Annotated in this window: 15 protein-coding genes and 2 pseudogenes; 9 read left to right on the forward strand and 8 right to left on the reverse strand. The window is 38.5% G+C overall.

The genetic code is table 11. The features are described from left to right. Positions 1–71: 71 nt before the first annotated feature. Positions 72–944 carry a DUF8429 coiled-coil domain-containing protein gene (locus JCM17102_RS16240; RefSeq protein ID WP_025075913.1) on the reverse strand — a complete coding sequence of 291 codons (873 nt, stop codon included), beginning with the start codon at positions 942–944 and terminating at the stop codon, positions 72–74. A gap of 183 nt (positions 945–1127) precedes the next feature. On the opposite strand from JCM17102_RS16240, the gene mdh reads away from it, so the two are divergent. From mdh to JCM17102_RS16270, 5 genes are all read left to right on the forward strand, one after another. After that, positions 1128–2069, forward strand: coding sequence for a malate dehydrogenase (mdh, locus tag JCM17102_RS16245; protein ID WP_025075914.1), 942 nt, complete (start codon positions 1128–1130; stop codon positions 2067–2069). A gap of 226 nt (positions 2070–2295) precedes the next feature. Further along, complete coding sequence (locus JCM17102_RS16255) at positions 2296–3759, forward strand: TolC family protein (protein ID WP_025075915.1); 1464 nt, start codon at positions 2296–2298, stop codon at positions 3757–3759. A gap of 65 nt (positions 3760–3824) precedes the next feature. After that, positions 3825–4817 (forward strand): HlyD family secretion protein, encoded by a 993-nt coding sequence (locus tag JCM17102_RS16260; RefSeq protein WP_025075916.1) that lies wholly within the window; start codon positions 3825–3827, stop codon positions 4815–4817. A gap of 2 nt (positions 4818–4819) precedes the next feature. Then, the gene (locus tag JCM17102_RS16265) at positions 4820–6001 is read left to right on the forward strand and encodes an ABC transporter permease (RefSeq protein ID WP_025075917.1); all 1182 of its coding nucleotides are present in this window, start codon (positions 4820–4822) and stop codon (positions 5999–6001) included. Next, positions 6002–7255, forward strand: a complete 1254-nt coding sequence (locus tag JCM17102_RS16270; RefSeq protein ID WP_025075918.1) for an ABC transporter permease — start codon at positions 6002–6004, stop codon at positions 7253–7255. Between the two features lie 148 nt (positions 7256–7403). On the opposite strand, the gene JCM17102_RS16275 is transcribed toward JCM17102_RS16270, so the two are convergent. Next, positions 7404–7958, reverse strand: a complete 555-nt coding sequence (locus JCM17102_RS16275) for a porin family protein (protein ID WP_025075919.1) — start codon at positions 7956–7958, stop codon at positions 7404–7406. A 368-nt stretch (positions 7959–8326) separates the two neighbouring features. Between JCM17102_RS16275 and JCM17102_RS16280 the strand changes: the two genes are divergently transcribed. The 4 genes from JCM17102_RS16280 (at position 8327) to JCM17102_RS16295 (ending at position 13495) form a co-directional block, all read left to right on the forward strand. Further along, positions 8327–8698, forward strand: a complete 372-nt coding sequence (locus JCM17102_RS16280; RefSeq protein ID WP_025075920.1) for a BlaI/MecI/CopY family transcriptional regulator — start codon at positions 8327–8329, stop codon at positions 8696–8698. Positions 8699–8712: 14 nt separating this feature from the next. Further along, positions 8713–10545 carry a M56 family metallopeptidase gene (locus tag JCM17102_RS16285; protein ID WP_025075921.1) on the forward strand — a complete coding sequence of 611 codons (1833 nt, stop codon included), beginning with the start codon at positions 8713–8715 and terminating at the stop codon, positions 10543–10545. A gap of 138 nt (positions 10546–10683) precedes the next feature. Next, positions 10684–12594 carry a TlpA family protein disulfide reductase gene (locus tag JCM17102_RS16290; protein ID WP_025075922.1) on the forward strand — a complete coding sequence of 637 codons (1911 nt, stop codon included), beginning with the start codon at positions 10684–10686 and terminating at the stop codon, positions 12592–12594. A 184-nt stretch (positions 12595–12778) separates the two neighbouring features. Continuing rightward, positions 12779–13495, forward strand: a complete 717-nt coding sequence (locus JCM17102_RS16295) for an energy transducer TonB (protein ID WP_025075923.1) — start codon at positions 12779–12781, stop codon at positions 13493–13495. A 91-nt stretch (positions 13496–13586) separates the two neighbouring features. On the opposite strand, the gene JCM17102_RS16300 is transcribed toward JCM17102_RS16295, so the two are convergent. From JCM17102_RS16300 to xseA, 6 genes and pseudogenes are all read right to left on the reverse strand, one after another. Continuing rightward, a complete protein-coding gene (locus JCM17102_RS16300) occupies positions 13587–14687 on the reverse strand; it encodes an Mrp/NBP35 family ATP-binding protein (protein WP_025075924.1) in 1101 nt (366 codons plus the stop codon). 79 nt (positions 14688–14766) lie between these two features. Further along, on the reverse strand, positions 14767–15525 hold the full coding sequence (gene trmB, locus JCM17102_RS16305) for a tRNA (guanosine(46)-N7)-methyltransferase TrmB (RefSeq protein WP_025075925.1): 759 nt from the start codon (positions 15523–15525) through the stop codon (positions 14767–14769). A gap of 121 nt (positions 15526–15646) precedes the next feature. Further along, positions 15647–16246: a DUF975 family protein gene (locus tag JCM17102_RS16310; protein WP_025075926.1), complete on the reverse strand. Its 600-nt coding sequence runs from the start codon at positions 16244–16246 to the stop codon at positions 15647–15649. Between the two features lie 26 nt (positions 16247–16272). Next, positions 16273–17291, reverse strand: a pseudogene (locus JCM17102_RS28020) (branched-chain amino acid aminotransferase). 51 nt (positions 17292–17342) lie between these two features. Then, positions 17343–17552, reverse strand: a complete 210-nt coding sequence (gene xseB / locus JCM17102_RS16320) for an exodeoxyribonuclease VII small subunit (protein WP_025075927.1) — start codon at positions 17550–17552, stop codon at positions 17343–17345. Between the two features lie 54 nt (positions 17553–17606). Then, positions 17607–18835: pseudogene (gene xseA / locus JCM17102_RS28025) on the reverse strand (exodeoxyribonuclease VII large subunit). Positions 18836–18843: the final 8 nt, after the last annotated feature.

Here is an 18843-nt window from a genome sequence, read left to right on the forward strand (position 1 = left end):
ATATAAGGCTTTTCTGTAATTATATAGTCTACCCGAAAGGATTACCTTTTGAGTCCCATAGATTCCAACTATTATTTCAACGTGAAACTCTGAGAACCAATCAGATTACCACCTTCAAAAATATCTACCCGATAGTTACCGGCATACAAGAACTCTTCTACATCCCAGAACACATTTACATGCTGCTCTTCTCCATTATATTCGATATACTTCTTAATTGAATAAACCAATGTACGGTTTTCATAAGGAAATGTATTCGATGCACTTTTTGTCAATACATCATTATCCGGTTTCGTGATACGTATATATAAGGTACGTTCGCCATTCTCAGCAGTAATATTCTTTACGACTGTAAAGCTGATAGCCAACTTCACTATATCTTTCACCTTCTTTGCTTCCTTACCTCGTTTATTACGCGGTTCAATCCGAATATTGGTAACATCCAGTTGAGCAGCCAGAGTCACTTTCTTATCCAAATTCTTCTTTTCCTCAGAAAGAGCATTGACCTGTCGTGAGGCCTGGTTATATTTCTTAGTAACATCAGCGATCTGCTGTTGCTGCATAGTAGTCAGTTTATTCAATGAGTCAATCTGGGCAATATAATTAAACAAGATAGCACGCAACGTTGCCACTTCCTTTTTCAAACGGCGGATTTCAGTAGCATTCGAACTTTTCACTGTACGTAGTTCTTCCAGTAACCGCTGGCTTTTCAATTGCTCTTGTTCCAACAATTGAGCCAATGAATCATTAGTAACGGTAATCTTCAACTCGTCGTATTTTTGCACAAAACCAGCATATTCGTTTTCCAGATCTTCCTTATCCAGATTAAACTCTTCCACCAACTCCCGGTTAGCTTTCTTTTCGGTGATCAATAAATAAGTAATGCCGATAAAAGCAATTATCAGAACAGCTACAGCTGTAATTAGAAGGCTTTTTTTATTCATAGTTTCTGTATGCTAATTAATAACGGCTGCAAAAGTAATCATTTCATAACAGAGTAACACAGAATGAGGTGTTTTCTTTAACGAAAATTATTACGGAAAAATTTCTTTAATCAGGATTATCGTTGTAATTTTGTCGCGCAAAAAAGATAAAACTAATTATCAACTTTTTAAATAAATAGTATTATGTCAAAAGTAACCGTAGTAGGCGCAGGTAACGTAGGTGCTACATGTGCAAATGTACTTGCTTTCAATGAAGTAGCAGACGAAGTAGTAATGCTGGACGTTAAAGAAGGCGTATCAGAAGGTAAAGCAATGGATATGATGCAGACAGCTCAACTGTTGGGCTTCGACACTACTGTAGTAGGATGCACAAACGACTATGCTCAAACTGCTAACTCTGACGTTGTTGTAATTACTTCAGGTATTCCTCGTAAACCGGGTATGACTCGTGAAGAACTGATCGGTGTAAACGCTGGTATCGTTAAATCGGTAGCAGAAAACATCTTGAAATATTCTCCTAACGCAATCCTTGTTGTTATCTCTAATCCAATGGATACAATGACTTACCTGTCATTGAAATCTCTGGGATTACCGAAGAATCGTATCATCGGTATGGGAGGGGCTCTGGATAGTTCTCGTTTCAAATATTTCTTGTCTCAGGCTTTGGGATGCAACACTAACGAAGTAGAAGGTATGGTAATCGGCGGTCACGGTGATACCACAATGATCCCTTTGACTCGTTTCGCTACTTACAAAGGTATGCCTGTAACTAACTTCATCTCTGAAGAAAAACTGAACGAAGTTGCTGCTTCTACTATGGTAGGTGGTGCTACTCTGACTAAGTTATTGGGTACTTCTGCATGGTATGCACCAGGTGCAGCAGGAGCATTCGTCGTTGAATCTATCTTGCACGACCAAAAGAAGATGATCCCTTGTTCAGTATATCTGGAAGGTGAATACGGTGAATCAGATCTTTGTATTGGCGTACCTGTAATCCTTGGTAAGAACGGTATCGAAAAGATCGTTGAACTGAACCTGAATGAAGACGAGAAAGCTAAGTTTGCTGCCAGCGCTGCTGCTGTTCACAAAACAAACGCTGATTTAAAGACAGTAGGCGCTCTTTAATTGAGCCTTTCATTTTTTATTGATAAATTACAAGGCTATTCTTCCATTGAGAAGAGTAGCCTTTTTTTATTTTCTTCTCCGTTATTCTCTCTCCACAAATAAGCATTTAAAAAAACTAAATTCTTTGCATTCTTCAAGAAAAGCATCTATTTTTGCATCGTTGCTTATGCAATTATTGCCTATTTAAAAAGCAAACAAAGTAATCTGATTAAAGATGCTAGACACAATGAAGAAAGTACTGACCCTGACAATTCTATGTAGCTTGACTCTAATGGGCAAAGCGCAAGGTGTTCTTAGCCTAGATAGTTGTCGTGCATTGGCTCTTGCCAATAACAAGGATTTACTGATTAGCAATGAAAAAATAAATGCAGCACACTATCAACGAAAAGCTGCATTTACCAATTACCTTCCGAGTATTTCGGCTACGGGAGCTTACATGAGAAATCAGAAAGAGTTCTCACTGCTGAACGATGACCACAAGGCTGCACTCTCAGGACTAGGAACGAATCTGGCAGGCCCTATCGGAGAGGTGGCAACAAAAATCGTAACTGCATACCCCGATCTGGCTCCACTCGTTTCTTCACTAAGTGGGAAATTGGGTGCAGTTTTGCCCGAACTCGACAAAGCAGGAAGTTCGATTGTAGATGCTTTCCGTACCGATACAAGAAACGTATACGCAGGAGCTATTACTCTCACCCAACCTTTATATATGGGTGGAAAGATTCGTGCTTACAACAAAATCACTAAATATGCTGAAGAACTGGCACAACAACAGCATCAATCAGGCAAACAAGAGGTGATTATGAGTACCGATCAGGCTTATTGGCAAGTTATCTCGCTCGTCAATAAGAAAAAACTGGCGGAAGGATATCTGAAACTTCTTCAACAACTCGACAGCGATGTGGAAAAGATGATTACCGAAGGAGTAGCGACAAAAGCCGACGGACTATCTGTACGTGTAAAAGTCAATGAAGCAGAAATGACCTTAACCAAAGTAGAGGATGGACTAAGTCTTGCCCGAATGTTGTTATGCCAACTATGTGGTATCGATCTAAGCTCTCCGATCACATTGGCGGATGAAAACATGAATGACATTCCTTTGATAACTCCAGATACTCATTTCGACATGAACACCGCTTATGCTAACCGACCGGAAATACGTAGCCTTGAACTTGCTACACAGATTTATGGACAAAAAGTAAATGTGACACGCGCCGAATATCTCCCTTCCATCGCATTAATGGGAAATTATATAGCTACCAATCCTTCTGTATTCAACAGTTTTGAAAACAAATTTAAAGGAATGTGGAATGTGGGAGTTATGGTACAAGTTCCTATCTGGAATTGGGGACAAGGTTTCTATAAAACAAAAGCAGCCAAAGCGGAAGCTCGCATTGCACAGTATCAGTTGCAAGATGCAAAAGAAAAGATTGAATTGCAAGTCAATCAGGCAGCTTTCAAAGTAAATGAGGCGAATAAGAAGCTAACAATGGCTTCCAAGAACATGGAAAAGGCAGATGAAAATCTTCGTTATGCTGTGCTGGGATTCAAAGAGGGAGTGATTGCTACAAGCAATGTTCTCGAAGCACAAACGGCTTGGTTGTCTGCCCAGTCGGAGAAAATCGATTCACAAATAGATGTGAAACTTACCCAAATCTATCTGGAGAAGTCTTTGGGAACTTTAAGATGAATTAAATGAAGAACGAGGACATTCTTTATACAAAAACAATTTAGTAATTTAAAAATCAATATGATATGACCTCTACAAAATCACAAAACAGTAATATGCTACTTGCATTCCTCACTTTATTGGGAGTGATCGCAATTGTTGCAGTCGTTGGTTTCTTTATGCTTCGCAAAGGCCCCGAAATCATTCAGGGACAGGCTGAGGTAACGGAATATCGTGTTTCAAGCAAAGTTCCGGGACGCATCTTAGAATTTCGCGTGAAAGAAGGACAAAAGGTCAATGCAGGAGATACTCTAGCTATTTTGGAAGCACCGGATGTAATGGCTAAGATGGAACAAGCACGTGCTGCCGAAGCGGCAGCTCAGGCACAAAATGAAAAAGCAATCAAAGGAGCACGTCAGGAACAGATTCAGGCAGCTTACGAAATGTGGCAAAAAGCACAAGCGGGAGTTACCATTGCCGAGAAATCTTATAAAAGAGTTAAGAATCTATTTGAACAAGGGGTAATGCCCGCCCAAAAACTGGATGAAGTAACTGCACAACGTGACGCGGCTATCGCTACAGAAAAAGCAGCCAAAGCACAATATACGATGGCAAAAAACGGAGCGGAACGTGAGGATAAAATGGCAGCGGAAGCTTTAGTAAATCGTGCCAAAGGGGCTGTTGCAGAAGTGGAATCATATATCAAAGAGACTTATCTAATAGCTCCGGCAGCTGGGGAAGTCTCTGAAATTTTCCCAAAGGTTGGAGAACTAGTCGGAACAGGAGCACCCATTATGAATATTGCAGAACTTGACGACATGTGGGTCTCATTCAATGTACGCGAGGATTTACTCAAAAACCTGACTATGGGAACCGAATTCGAAGCGATTGTTCCTGCATTAGATAACAAAACGATCAAACTGAAAGTATATTACTTAAAAGATCTAGGTACTTATGCTGCCTGGAAAGCAACTAAAACAACTGGTCAGTTTGACCTGAAGACATTCGAAGTAAAGGCTAACACTCTGGAGACTGTAGAAAATCTTCGTCCGGGAATGTCGGTCATTATCGATAAATAATCATGAAAGAGAAAAAAAAGAAATATATAGCTTTATGGCAGGTCATGCAACGAGAGTGTCGTCGATTGGTATCACGACCACTCTATCTGTTTTGTATGGTGATCGCTCCCCTATTCTGCTATATCTTCTTCACTACCCTTATGGGTTCGGGACTTCCTCAAAACTTGCCTGCTGGAGTTGTGGATATGGATGACTCTTCCACTTCGCGCAATATTATTCGTAATTTAGACGCTTTCTCTCAAACGGGGGTGGTAGCCCACTACAGCAATGTAACCGATGCTCGGATTGCTCTGCAAGAAGGGAAAATCTATGGATTTTTCTACATTCCGAAAGGTCTTTCTATCGAAGCACAAAGTCAAAAGCAACCGACCCTCTCTTTTTATACCAACTATTCATATCTGATAGCAGGCTCCTTGCTTTTCAGAGATATGAAAATGATGGGAGAACTAACTTCCGGAGCGGCTGCACGAACTGTCTTGTATGCCAAAGGTGCAACAGAGAGTCAGGCAATGGCTTATTTACAACCGATTGTGATCGACACACACACATTAAATAATCCCTGGCTAAATTATTCGGTATATCTTTGTAACACCATTATACCGGGGGTACTCATGTTACTTATATTCATGGTAACCGTTTATGCAATTGGCGTGGAGATTAAGGACCGCACTGCTCGCGAATGGCTTCGCATGAGTAATAATTCAATTTACATTGCATTGGCCGGTAAGTTATTACCTCATACAGTAGTCTTCTTTATCATGGGAATATTCTATAATGTATACCTATATGGTTTCTTACATTTTCCCTGTAATAGCGGTATTTTTCCAATGATCTTTGCCACTCTTTGTCTGGTACTGGCTTCCCAATGTTGTGGTATTGTCATGATAGGAACATTACCTACCTTACGACTGGGGCTGAGCTTTGCTTCATTATGGGGAGTCATCTCTTTCTCCATCTCCGGATTTTCGTTTCCGGTCATGGCGATGCATCCTGTTCTTCAGGCACTGAGTAACTTATTCCCACTACGTCATTACTTCCTGATTTATGTCGATCAGGCATTAAACGGATATAGCATGGCTTATTCATGGTCCAACTATATGGCATTGCTAATATTTATGATGCTTCCTTTCTTTGTGGTTCACCGACTGAAAGAAGCATTGATTTACTATAAATATATACCCTAAATGAAAGATATAAAATTAAAAGATAAGATAGCCCAAGGCATCAATGACCTGTTTTATATCTGGAAATATGAGTTTCAGACGACTTTTCGTGACCAGGGAGTACTGATATTCTTCCTCTTAGTCCCATTGGGTTATCCACTGATTTATAGCTTCATTTATGACAATGAAGTGGTTCGTGAAGTTCCAGCGGTTGTAGTAGACGATTCACATTCTTCTTTAAGTCGTGAATATCTCCGCAAAGTAGACGCTACACCAGATATACAAATTGTTTCATACTGTGCGGACATGGAAGAAGCTAAGCAGATGCTGAAGAACAGACATGCTTATGGAATCATTTATATACCTTCTGATTTCAGTGATAACATTGCCAAAGGCGAACAAACTCAAGTCAGTATTTACTGTGACATGAGTGGGCTATTATACTATAAATCGATGCTACTCGCCAATACAGCCGTTTCACTGGATATGAACAAAGATATCAAAATAACCCGAAGTGGAAATACTACAGAACGGCAAGACGAGATTACAGCCTACCCGATTGAATACGAAGAAATCTCTATATTCAATCCAACTACCGGCTTTGCTGCTTTCCTAATCCCTGCGGTACTAGTTTTGATTATTCAGCAAACGTTATTATTAGGTATCGGGCTCGCTGCCGGAACTGCTCGTGAGCATAACCGCTTTAAAGACCTTGTTCCTATCAACCGGCATTACAACGGAACATTACGAATTGTACTAGGAAAAGGACTCAGTTATTTCATGGTTTATATACTGGTGTCATTCTATGTTCTTTTCGTTGTCCCTCGTTTGTTCAACCTCAACCAAATAGGACAACCAGAATCTTTGGTGTTGTTTGTGGCACCCTATTTAGCGGCTTGTATTTTCTTTGCAATGACAGCATCCATCGCTATCCGCAACCGGGAAACCTGTATGTTGATATTTGTATTCACATCAGTACCTTTATTATTTATTTCAGGAATCTCATGGCCCGGAGCAGCCATCCCTCCTTTTTGGAGATATGTTTCTTACCTGTTTCCATCAACATTCGGAATCAATGGTTTTGTAAAGATCAACAATATGGGAGCAACTCTTAGTGAAGTTGCTTTTGAATATAAAGCTTTGTGGATACAAGCCGGGATTTACTTTATAACCACCTGTTTGGTATATCGTTGGCAAATCTTGATGAGCCGGAAACATGTAATTGAGAAATATAAAGAATTGAAAGAGAAAAAAAGTAGCATGAAGGAAGAATGATTCTCCCAATCCCCAGCTTTAGAGATTTACTGTCTACAAGACTTACAACCTTCTGACGCGTAAATATCGATTAGAAAATAAAATCCCTTGCTCGATTGAACAAGGGATTTATTATAAATACAGTACAATATAGTAAATGTACTATCTATTAGAACTTATAACCTACACCAATAGTAAAGTTCATATTTTTTGCAGAACCGTCAGCATCACCAAGTTTGGTCAATCCAAACTCACCAGTCAAATCAAAGAAAATCCGGCCAATTTCATAAGCAACACCTACACCCAGTCCACAATCAAATCTCTTTGCACCATTGTCGCCAAAGAAATCAATCTTTTCATCTCCGATCTTATATTTTCCGGCAACACCACAAGCAAAATAGGGACCAGCTTTAACTACTACATTCTGATTATCAACAACAGCAAATCTAGCTGCAGCAAATACTGGTAATTCCAAATACATAGGAGTAGCTTTTACATCACTAACTTTAGCCCCTTTGGTAGTAAACATCAAAGAAGGTTGGATAGACCACATTTCAGTAAATTGATACTCCATACCAATACCAGCTTGGAAACCAATTTTCATATCCCAACCATCAGAAGTAAAGTTACTCATGTTCATACCAACTTTAGCATTCCAAGAAGTCTGTGAATAAGAAACGATAGAAACCAGTGCAAATAGCACGAAAATCAAACCTTTTTTCATATCTTTCAGTTTTTCTTGCTTTCCTCTTCCCTTTGGGCAGCATTGCTTAAAATTCATAAGTGCAGGGAAGAATCTCATAACCTTTCAGGAAATGAAACGCACTCATAATCATTTTTCAGCTACAAAAGTATTTAATTTATTTTATATAAAAAAGACTTATATAGTAGTTTTTCTTGTGAAAATAACTCATCAGTTTCTAATCCAATCATATTTACCAATGATAATTGTACAACTTTCTAGAAGCAATTATATATTCCCCTAAAACAATCATACATTCTATACATTTACAACATTTAACCATCTATCTATTGTCAAACTACGAAATATTCGTAGATTTGCAAAAGGTTCGTAATTAAACAAATATCTTTATGGAAAAATTAAGCATACAAGAAGAAGAGGTAATGATCTACATTTGGGAGTTGCAGAATTGTTTTGTGAAAGATATCGTAGCTAAGTTTCCACAGCCGGCACCTCCTTATACAACAGTAGCATCTATAGTGAAAAACTTAGAACGCAAAGGATATGTATCCCCCAAACGTGTAGGTAACACTTATGAATATACTCCCACGATTCGTGAAAATGAGTATAAACGCCATTTTATGAGCGGGGTAGTACGCAACTACTTTGAAAACTCTTATAAAGAAATGGTATCCTTCTTTGCAAAAGACAATAAAATTTCTGCCAATGACCTGAAAGAAATCATTGACCTGATAGAAAAAGGAAAAGAAGAAAATAAATAAAAATATATATTGCCATGACTCCGGAACTCGCCTATTTTCTGAAGATTAACGTAGCAATCGCATTGTTCTACGCATTCTACCGGTTGTTCTTTTACAAAGACACCTTCTTCCAGTGGCGACGAACAGCCTTGCTTTGTTTCTTTGCAATCTCTATCTTTTATCCTCTACTGAATATCCAGGAATGGATAAAGGCTAATGAACCTATGGTAGCAATGGCAGATCTTTATGCAACGATCATATTACCAGAACAGACAATAGTAGTATCACCAGAAACGAACTTCAATTGGCAAGAGCTACTCACTTTAATTCTGGGATACGTTTATTGGGGAGTTCTATTGCTTCTTTTATTACGTTTTCTTATTCAATTAGGTTGTATTATACGACTACATATCCAATGCCCTAAAAGTAATATACAAGGTACGAATATCCATCTTTTAAAGAAGGAAAGTGGACCCTTTTCTTTTTTCAATTGGATATTTATATACCCACTTACTCATACGGAATCGGAAATTAGTGAAATAATTACTCACGAAAAAACTCATGCCCGCCAATATCACTCCGCAGATGTTCTTATCAGCGAAATAATGTGTATCGCCTGTTGGTTTAATCCTTTTATTTGGCTTATGAAACGCGAAGTCAGAAGCAATCTGGAATATATGGCAGACTATCAGGTATTAAAAAACGGACATGACAGTAAATCATACCAGTATCATTTATTGGAGCTGACTCATCACAAGGCTGCAGCAAATTTATCTAATAGTTTCAATGTTTTACCACTCAAAAATCGAATTAAAATGATGAACAAAAGAAGAACAAAAGGAATAGGAAGAACAAAATATCTAATGTTTCTTCCATTAGCAATACTGTTGATGATTGTCAGCAATATCGAGATGGTGGCACGCACTACCACAAAATTTGCAAAAGAAATGATGGGTGAAGTATTTGTGCAATCTGATCCTTCTCCCTCAGAAGTAACGATTCCACAAATACAAGCACCGCCCCCAAAAATCGTGAAATCACAACAACAAATAGTTCGACAGCCGGAAGTGACTGCTACCAAAGATACCATTCCGGAAGATGTTATTTTTCAAGTTGTAGAACAGATGCCTGAATTCCCAGGAGGACTAAAGGAACTTCAGCTGTTTCTGAGAGATAACATAAGATACCCGGAAATAGCTCATAAAAAAGGAACGCAAGGACGGGTAATCGTACAATTCGTTGTTAGAAAAGACGGTAGCATATCAGACATAAAAACTATAAACAGTGTAGATCCTTATCTCGACAAAGAAGCCGAAAGAGTCATTTCAATTATGCCGAAGTGGATTCCCGGCAAGCAACGTGGCAAAGCAGTCAGTGTGAAATTTACAGTTCCTATTATGTTCCGGTTGAACGGACCGAAAACGGCAGAAACAAAATTGACTGCATTAACCGGACGAGTAGAGAAGCCTCTACCACTGGAAGAAGTGAAAAAAGCCGTTCTGTCAGAAGTAGTAGTTACGGGCTATGCACCTAGCGAAACATCCGACGAAGATACTGTCGCTGATACAATAGAAAAGATGCCCAAATTTCCGGGAGGAGAAGAGGCCTTAATGCGATTCATAGCCCAAAATATCAAATATCCGACAATCGCGCAGAAAAAGAAAGAACAAGGTAAAGTGATTTTAAAGATGACCGTCGGGAAGGATGGCAAAATATCAAATATAAACGTACAACAGAGTGTATCGCCTTATTTAGATGCAGAAGCTATTCGCGTAATAAGTGAAATGCCGGAATGGGAACCAGGAGAAAACAAAGGAGAACCTGTCAATGTAGAATTTACATTACCCATTACATTCCGTTTGCAATAGGTTATAGATATAAAGCCTAAACTTCTTTCAAAAAAGAGTTAGAAAAGGACAATGTTTGATATATTGTCCTTTTTTCTATTATAATGAGGAAAAGTACAAATATTTAATTATATTTGTTGCACACAAAATATAATACTTATGAGAAAAGTCACATGGATTATGAGTTTTCTGTTTTGTACACTCTGTATGGTACAAGCAAAAGACAAAGTTATTGAATGTCCTCCTTTTACAGCATGGAATTCAAGAACCCTTGAAATTGAAAAGATTGTTCTTAGTGATACAGCTACAACCTTATATATCAAAGCATTTTATGAACCCAAGAATTGGATAAAGATTGATGCAGGAAGTATTCTCAAAGATAATACCGGAAACCTATATCCAATCCGTAAAGGAATTGGCATTACACTAGATAAAGAATTTTGGATGCCAGAATCCGGGGAGGCCGAATTTCAACTCATTTTCCCTGCGTTACCTAAAAACGTCACTTCTGTCGATTTTATAGAAGGAAATGATGAAAGGGCATTTAAGATCTGGGGAATTCAGCTAAACAAAAAGGCATTTGAAAAGCAGAAATTACCACAAGAAGTTATTGTACATAAGATTAATAAAAAGTCAACTTTACCCATTCCAAAACTATCTTATGGAACAGCTGTATTGAAAGGAAGAATTCTGGATTATCAAAAAGATATGCCAAGAGAATGTAGAATACATATATTCAATCCCGCTTTCAGAGAAGACAATACAAGTTATCTTAAAATCAATGAAGACGGGACCTTTCAAATAGAAATTGGAATTCCAACAGTTACGAATGTTGCACTAACTTTCCCCTACGGCAACATAATATGTCTTGTGGCTCCAAACGAAGAAACATATCTTACCATAAATCCTAAAGAACTTTGCCGTCAGCAATCACGCTTGCAAAAGAAAGCAAAAAGTTATGGAGCAACTGCCTACTTCAGAGGTTATCTCGCTAGTTTGCAACAAGAGTTTTTGACAGTTGATTTAGATATGACATTAGGAAATCACGATTATATGGAGCACCTTAAAGCTATTGCTGGAAAAAGTGCAGAAGAATATAAAAATTATATCTTGAAATCTATTCCAGTAATCCGCAACAAGATTGCACAATCTAAATATAGTACAGCTTGCAAAGAACTATTAAATATTAAATTAGACATTATAGCAACATTCTACATTGCTACTACAATCAGAAACCTAGAATATGCGTATATAAAGATTAATAAACTGGACAGAGATAAAGCTGCCAAATATTTTGAAAATAATCCTATCAATATCCCAGAAGGATATTATCATGTATTGAACGAATTCTCATCTATCAATACAACTAAAGCCTTATATAGTGACAGGTATGAGTCAATGGTGAATATCCTAGATATTATTCCTGACTGGGAAAATGTCCTCAAAGAAGCATTAGGCACAGAGAAAGGCTCTTTATTCGACAACATTGAAGTTAAGAAAATTTATTTATCTATGAAAGATTTTATACCTTTGACAACAGAGCAGAAAATCCGGTTAGATAAACTTTCCTCTCCTGCTTACACCGAACTACTTACTCAAACAAACAGGAAACTGCTAGAAACAATAGAAATGAATAAAAAGAAAAGTGGTTTCACTGTCAATGAAGCGGGAGAAGTAATCAACAAAGAGTTGTTTCCCTCTATCATCTCAAAATACCGGGGACATGTGTTAATGGTAGATTTCTGGGCAACTTGGTGCGGCCCTTGTCTTAGAGCGCACAAGATATTGACACCAATGAAAGAAGAATTAAAAAATAAAGATATTATCTATCTATATATTACCGGAGAAACTTCCCCAAAGGAAACTTGGGATAAAATGATACCTGATATTCACGGAGAACATTTCAGAATAAAAGATAATCAATGGGATTATCTAATAGAAAATTTAAATATCAAAGGAGTACCAACATATTTTATCATAGATCGGGAAGGAAATATATCCTACAGAGAAACCGGATTATCAAAGGTAGAGGTTATCAAAGAGCAATTGATGAAAGCTTTAGAAAAATAAAAGCTAATACTAACAAGAAACATTGTATTATCCATAACAATAAAACTACAACCAAATGAAAAAAAGACAAAACCTTACCAAAGTAAACAGGATAAAACGTCCTTTTCTTCTAATAGTAACATTACTTAGTATCAGTTGCTATAACTATATTGAGGCTAGGGTTCATCCAAGAGAGTAACAGCTATTGTTCGCTAACCCTGACACTTTAATCAATGATAATAATACAACTGAGAAGGATTCTGTTTACGAAATAACAGAAGAACCTGCACAATATCCTGGAGGATTACAAGCTGGTATGCAATTTCTTGCTCAAAACATCAAACTTCCACCAGAAATTATGAAGCTTGGAATACAAGGACGTGTAGTAGCCCAGATGATCATAAGAAGTGATGGAAAGGTTTCGGATGTTAAAATAATCCGTAGTTTGCATCCCGATTTAGATAAAGAAGTGGTCCGAGTTTTAGAAACTATGCCACTGTGGGTTCCCGGGAAAAAGGATGGCAAAGCTGTGAATAGCCAAATAACAATACCAGTCAAATTCAATTTCAGTCCTCCTGTTTCTCAAAATACGGAGCAAGAAACAAATAATAATATTTGCGAGACACCAGATATATTCCCTAAATTTCCAGGAGGCACAAAGAAACTAAACAAATATTTAGAACAGCACATTATTCATTGGAAAAATGCTCAAACACAAAATGAAAAATGTCGAGTAATTACTACTTTTATTATACGAGAAGATGGCAGTATCTCAGATGTCAAAGTAATACAAGGAGGGTCTCCAGCCCTTACTGCGGAAGCTTACCGTATTATTAGTCAAATGCCTAAATGGGAACCTGGACAACAAGGTGGAAAGCCGGTATCTGTCAGAATAACTCTTCCTATAAATTTTCATCCTTAATAAAACAAAATCGCCCGTTGAACATTTTCATGCATCAACGAGCGATTTATTTCTCAGAATTATTCTCTAAAATAGCTACATAATAGAATAACTATTTTCTCATTTCTACCACTTGAGTCGGTGCCATTTCTACATTCCGACGGTCTACTTGTCTAACAACACTTGCTGCTAATGACAAGAAAGCACGCCCCGTCACTGTTTGATCGTCTAATGCAACTGGTGTACCGTTATCACCACTTTCACAGATGCTTTGCACAATAGGAATCTGTCCCAGCAAAGGCACATGCATTTCTTCCGCCAACTTCTTAACTCCCTCCTTACCAAAGAGATAATATTTATTTTCCGGAAGTTCGGCAGGTGTAAACCAAGCCATATTCTCTACCAATCCTAATATAGGAACATTTACCTTATCATTGGTAAACATATTAATTCCTTTACGAGCATCAGCCAAAGCAACTGCTTGCGGAGTACTGACAACGATTGCACCTGTCATTGCCAATGTCTGAACAACAGTCAAGTGGATATCACTAGTTCCGGGAGGGAGGTCTATCAGAAAATAATCCAATTCCCCCCAAACGGCATCACCAATTAGTTGTTTCAAAGCATTACTTGCCATACCTCCACGCCATAGAGTAGCCTGATCCGGATCGACAAAGAAACCGATAGACAATAGCTTTACCCCGTATTTCTCAACCGGAATGATCATATCACGACCCTCCACACGTTCTGCATACGGACGAGCATCTTCTACCTGAAACATTTTTGGCATAGAAGGACCAAAGATATCTGCATCAAGCAATCCCACTTTATAGCCTAGTTTAGCCAATGCAACAGCAAGATTAGCCGATACGGTAGACTTACCAACTCCACCTTTACCGGAAGAAATACCAATAATGTTTTTTACTTGCGGAAGTAACTTACCAACTTCCGGACGGGCAGCTTGCTTACTTTCAGTTGCTATTGTTACCTGCACATCCGGAGATACGTAAGTATGAATAGCTGTTTCTGCAGCTTTCAGCATTGATTTCATGAAAGGATCAGTCGACTTCTCAAAAATTAAAGAGAAACTAACTGACATACCATCTATGCGAAGATTGTCTGCAACCATCTCCGCTTCTACCAGATTCTTTCCCGTACCGGGATAACGCACTGTTGCCAGTGCATCTAATATTAATTTAGGATAGAGTGTCATAATCTATATTTTTAATTTATCTACTCACAAAAGTACCTAGACATATTGTAGTACAATCGGTAACTAATCAGACAGGGTATCATTTAGAAGTCTGCAACCCACTCCGCTTACTACGGTTATAACTACGATACGAATCAAGCTCTATTTCTACATCCGGTTCCTCTAGCTGAACGTCTTGGGGAAGTCGAAACTTGATATATTTGATGCTTAAACCACGATCAAGCCATTGTTGTTCATAATATGTCTTAATCCCCAAAATATCATCAACCAAATCTGAATGATACAAGTCTTCTGTTATAAAATCAACCGGAAGTTGATTCGTCTCAATCATATACTTGGTATAAGTAAACATGAAGTTACTATCTGTCTTGAGATGAATGATTCCATTCGGTTGCAGAAATTTGCAATACCGCTCCATGAAATATGTGGAAGTCAGTCTTTTAGTCGCTTTCTTCATTTGAGGATCAGAGAAGGTAAGCCATATCTCACTCACTTCACCTTCAGTAAAGAAACGTTCGATGATCTCAATATTAGTACGCAAGAAAGCTACATTCTTCATGCCTGACTGCAAAGCCTCTGTTGCTCCGGTCCACATACGGGCACCTTTGATATCAACCCCAATGAAGTTTTTCTCTGGAAACATCTTGCCTAATCCAACGGTATATTCACCCCGTCCACAACCAAGCTCAAGCACTATCGGATGATCATTCTTAAAAAAATCCCGATGCCACTTTCCCTTCATCTCAAAAGGCACATTATCTACTGCTGAATAGGGATATTCAAACACATGCGGATAACTCGCCATATCGGCAAACTTCTCTAATTTTCCTTTTCCCATATCATTTCACTGATTAGGATGCAAAGGTACTGACTTTTGATGTAACCTACAAAAATAAATGGAGTACAGATTGCTCTATACTCCACTCTATTAAAATTACGTTTATTCGCTTACAATAATCTCAAATATTCACCTCAACATTCTCTTGTTGTGCTTTTAAATCATTATAAAAAGCAGCATAAGATACTCCCCTATACGATTGAAGGAAAAGATATCCAATTCCAAAAGTGAAAAGACACAATATTGCCCAACCAATAAAGCTCAAATCAAGCATGAATAATTTCATCTTATTTCCTTCCATCATTGTCATACTTTTTTCAATCGCAGCATTGTTTTTCATTTCAGGCTCCTCTTTCAGAATAAAGTCTGTCATTGCATAAGAGTAATATTTGATAACACCCGGTATAAATAACAACAATGACCACAAGAAAGTATAAACTACTTGCAACAACTTAGTACTCAAAATACGTCCATAATCTTGAAATCCTTCAAATAGTATTCCAAAATCAACATCTCCACCCTTGAATACATTCAACATAACAATTACATACCCATACATTATTGGAAGAGTAAACAACATTATGAGCACACCAATGAATGGTATTGCTGACAATCCACCAATAACAATCCCAAAAATAAGACTAGCTACAGCAGCCATAAGCCATTTTCCTTGAAGGGCTACACGTGCTTCAGCACGCAACTCAGAATTTTGTTTCAACATAGATGCTATTTAAATTAATTAATTTCTTACTCTACAATCGTCACCCAACCATGTGTATCCGGTTCGTCGCCATACTGGATACCACGCAACTTATTGTACAGCTTCGTACAAATCGGCCCAGGTTTTCCATCTTTAGAGATAACGTATGATTTACCGTTTTCCAAATCATCAATACGTTCAATTGGGCTGATCACCGCGGCCGTACCACAAGCACCTGCTTCTTCAAAAGTTGCAAGTTCTTCTTCAGGCACAGGACGGCGCTCTACTTTCAATCCCATATCTTCTGCCAACTGCATCAAACTCTTATTTGTGATAGATGCAGAATGGAAGTTGATTTCGGAGTGATGTATGTATTGTCTTTGATTCCGAAGAAATTGGCAGCGCCACACTCATCAATGTATTTCTTTTCTTTTGCATCCAGATAGAATTCACAAGAATATCCCAACTCATGTGCTTTTTTATTTGCACGCAGACTAGCAGCGTAATTTCCGCCTACCTTATAAATACCGGTTCCCAGAGGTGCTGAACGATCGAACTCACGAATAATGACGTAAGGATTAGTAGAGAATCCACCCTTGAAGTACGGGCCTACCGGCGTTACAAATACTACAAACATATATTCATTAGCAGGATGTACTCCTACCTGAGCACTTGTTCCAATCAATAACGGACGAATATATAAAGAAGCACCTGTTTCATAAGGAGGAATAAAACGCTCATTCAACTTCACTACTTTCAAAATAGCTTCCTTGAAACGTTCAGTCGGTAATTCAGCCATCATGATCCCCTGACAAGTAGATTGCAAACGTGCCGCATTTTCTTCCAAACGAAAAATACGTACTTTACCATCTTTACCACGAAATGCCTTTAACCCTTCAAATGCCTCCTGACCATAGTGCAAACAAGTAGCTGCCATGTGCAAATTAAGGTATTCTTCACTACTAACCTCTAATTCTCCCCATGCACCATCACGGAAATTAATTCTCACATTGTAATCTGTCTTCATGTATCCAAACGACAGATTCGCCCAGTCTATTTCTTTCATTTCGTTATGTATTAGTTTATTTCCTTATCCATTGATTCGCAAAAATAGCTTTTATTCTTCAGATAGCCTCTTTTCTTGCAATAATTTTTCCACTTCTCGATCTGCTTTAGTCAGTTTTTCGGTACAAAAGGCAATAATTTCATTGGCTTCCTTGATCTTTTCACTCAAAATGTCAATATCCAATTCATTGTTGTCAATCTGGCGAACAATCTTTTCAAGACGCTCTATTGCCTGGGAATATGTTTCTTTTTTTGCTGCCACGATGATATGTTATTTATGGTTGAAAATAAATATTTTATAAGTTACCAGAAGTTACTACTCAACAACAGAATAAACTTCACCTTTCGACAAACGGGTTACAAGCTCATCACCCGTTTTTAATGAAGAGGCATCCGTTACCGCTTTTCCATCTTTCAGAGTAATACTATACCCACGTTTCAAGAGCTTGTCCGGAGAAACATCCATTATACGCTGTTGCAATAACTCCAGCCTATGTCGATGACGGGAAAGTAAAGCGAAAGTCACTTGAGTCAAATCCTTTCGAGTCGTTAATAAAGAGAAACGTGCCTCCGAAAGTTTTCGGTGAACAAGGACAGGAATACGGGCTTGAATAGTAACAAGCCTTCTCTGTTCCTGTTCTAGCAATGCGTAGGCTCCTTGTTGAACACGCGCAGACAAGTCTTCCAAATGTTCCGCTACCTCTGTCACTTGATGAATCAGAAGTTCAGCAGCTGCCGTAGGCGTTTTTACACGTGTATGAGCCACAGAATCCAGCACTGTATCGTCCCTCTCGTGCCCGATACCTGTAATAATCGGCAATGGAAACTGTGCACAGGCTGCCGCTAATAGATAAGTATCAAAACCGGAAAGATCGGAAGTTGCCCCACCTCCACGTATGATAACGACTACATCAAAGTCGTCAATACGTGCATTGACGCGAGCCAAAGCGTCTAAGATCGACTCTTCTACTTGATTTCCCTGCATCAGAGCAGGGAAAAGTTCCGTATAGAAAAAGAATCCGCCGGAATTATGCTTCAACTGATGACAAAAGTCACCATATCCTGCTGCTGTAGCGGAAGAGACTACCGCAATACGTTGAGGAAGAAGCGGCATCTCCAGTTCTTTGTTCAATGTTAATACCCCTTCCTCTTCCAGTTGCAACAGTATTTCACGACGACGACGTGCCATATCGCCTAACGTATAGGTAGGATCAATATCCAGCACTGTCAGACTGTATCCATACAATTCGTGGAACTGAACGGTCACTTTCACCAATACCTTGATACCTGAGACAAACAATTGTCCAGTAGCCTCCTCAAAATATGGTTTGAGCAGACGATAAATGTTATTCCAGATCATCCACGTGCCTTAGCCACAAGACTATTGCTACGCGGATCTTTTTGTACAAACTCCAGATAGCAATGTCCGGTCGTATTGGAACGGACATCACTCAACTCAGCCTGTATCCAATACTCATCAGGAAGACATTGTTCCAGACTCCGCCGCACCAATGCATTCAGTTCCAGAAGAGAAAGAGAATCCATACGCGTGC

The organism is Bacteroides faecichinchillae JCM 17102 (assembly GCF_000614145.1).
Classification (GTDB): Bacteria; Bacteroidota; Bacteroidia; order Bacteroidales; family Bacteroidaceae; genus Bacteroides; species Bacteroides faecichinchillae.

Bases quoted from the DNA above. Each gene is read 5' to 3' on its own strand.
- JCM17102_RS16270 (WP_025075918.1), top strand. From the start codon at position 6,002: ATGAAAGATATAAAATTAAAAGATAAGATAGCCCAAGGCATCAATGAC.
- JCM17102_RS16280 (WP_025075920.1), top strand. From the start codon at position 8,327: ATGGAAAAATTAAGCATACAAGAAGAAGAGGTAATGATCTACATTTGG.
- JCM17102_RS16260 (WP_025075916.1), top strand. From the start codon at position 3,825: ATGACCTCTACAAAATCACAAAACAGTAATATGCTACTTGCATTCCTC.
- JCM17102_RS16255 (WP_025075915.1), top strand. From the start codon at position 2,296: ATGAAGAAAGTACTGACCCTGACAATTCTATGTAGCTTGACTCTAATG.
- JCM17102_RS16240 (WP_025075913.1), bottom strand. From the start codon at position 944: ATGAATAAAAAAAGCCTTCTAATTACAGCTGTAGCTGTTCTGATAATT.
- trmB (WP_025075925.1), bottom strand. From the start codon at position 15,525: ATGGGAAAAGGAAAATTAGAGAAGTTTGCCGATATGGCGAGTTATCCG.
- JCM17102_RS16310 (WP_025075926.1), bottom strand. From the start codon at position 16,246: ATGTTGAAACAAAATTCTGAGTTGCGTGCTGAAGCACGTGTAGCCCTT.
- JCM17102_RS16285 (WP_025075921.1), top strand. From the start codon at position 8,713: ATGACTCCGGAACTCGCCTATTTTCTGAAGATTAACGTAGCAATCGCA.
- JCM17102_RS16300 (WP_025075924.1), bottom strand. From the start codon at position 14,687: ATGACACTCTATCCTAAATTAATATTAGATGCACTGGCAACAGTGCGT.
- mdh (WP_025075914.1), top strand. From the start codon at position 1,128: ATGTCAAAAGTAACCGTAGTAGGCGCAGGTAACGTAGGTGCTACATGT.
- JCM17102_RS16265 (WP_025075917.1), top strand. From the start codon at position 4,820: ATGAAAGAGAAAAAAAAGAAATATATAGCTTTATGGCAGGTCATGCAA.
- JCM17102_RS16275 (WP_025075919.1), bottom strand. From the start codon at position 7,958: ATGAAAAAAGGTTTGATTTTCGTGCTATTTGCACTGGTTTCTATCGTT.
- JCM17102_RS16290 (WP_025075922.1), top strand. From the start codon at position 10,684: ATGAGAAAAGTCACATGGATTATGAGTTTTCTGTTTTGTACACTCTGT.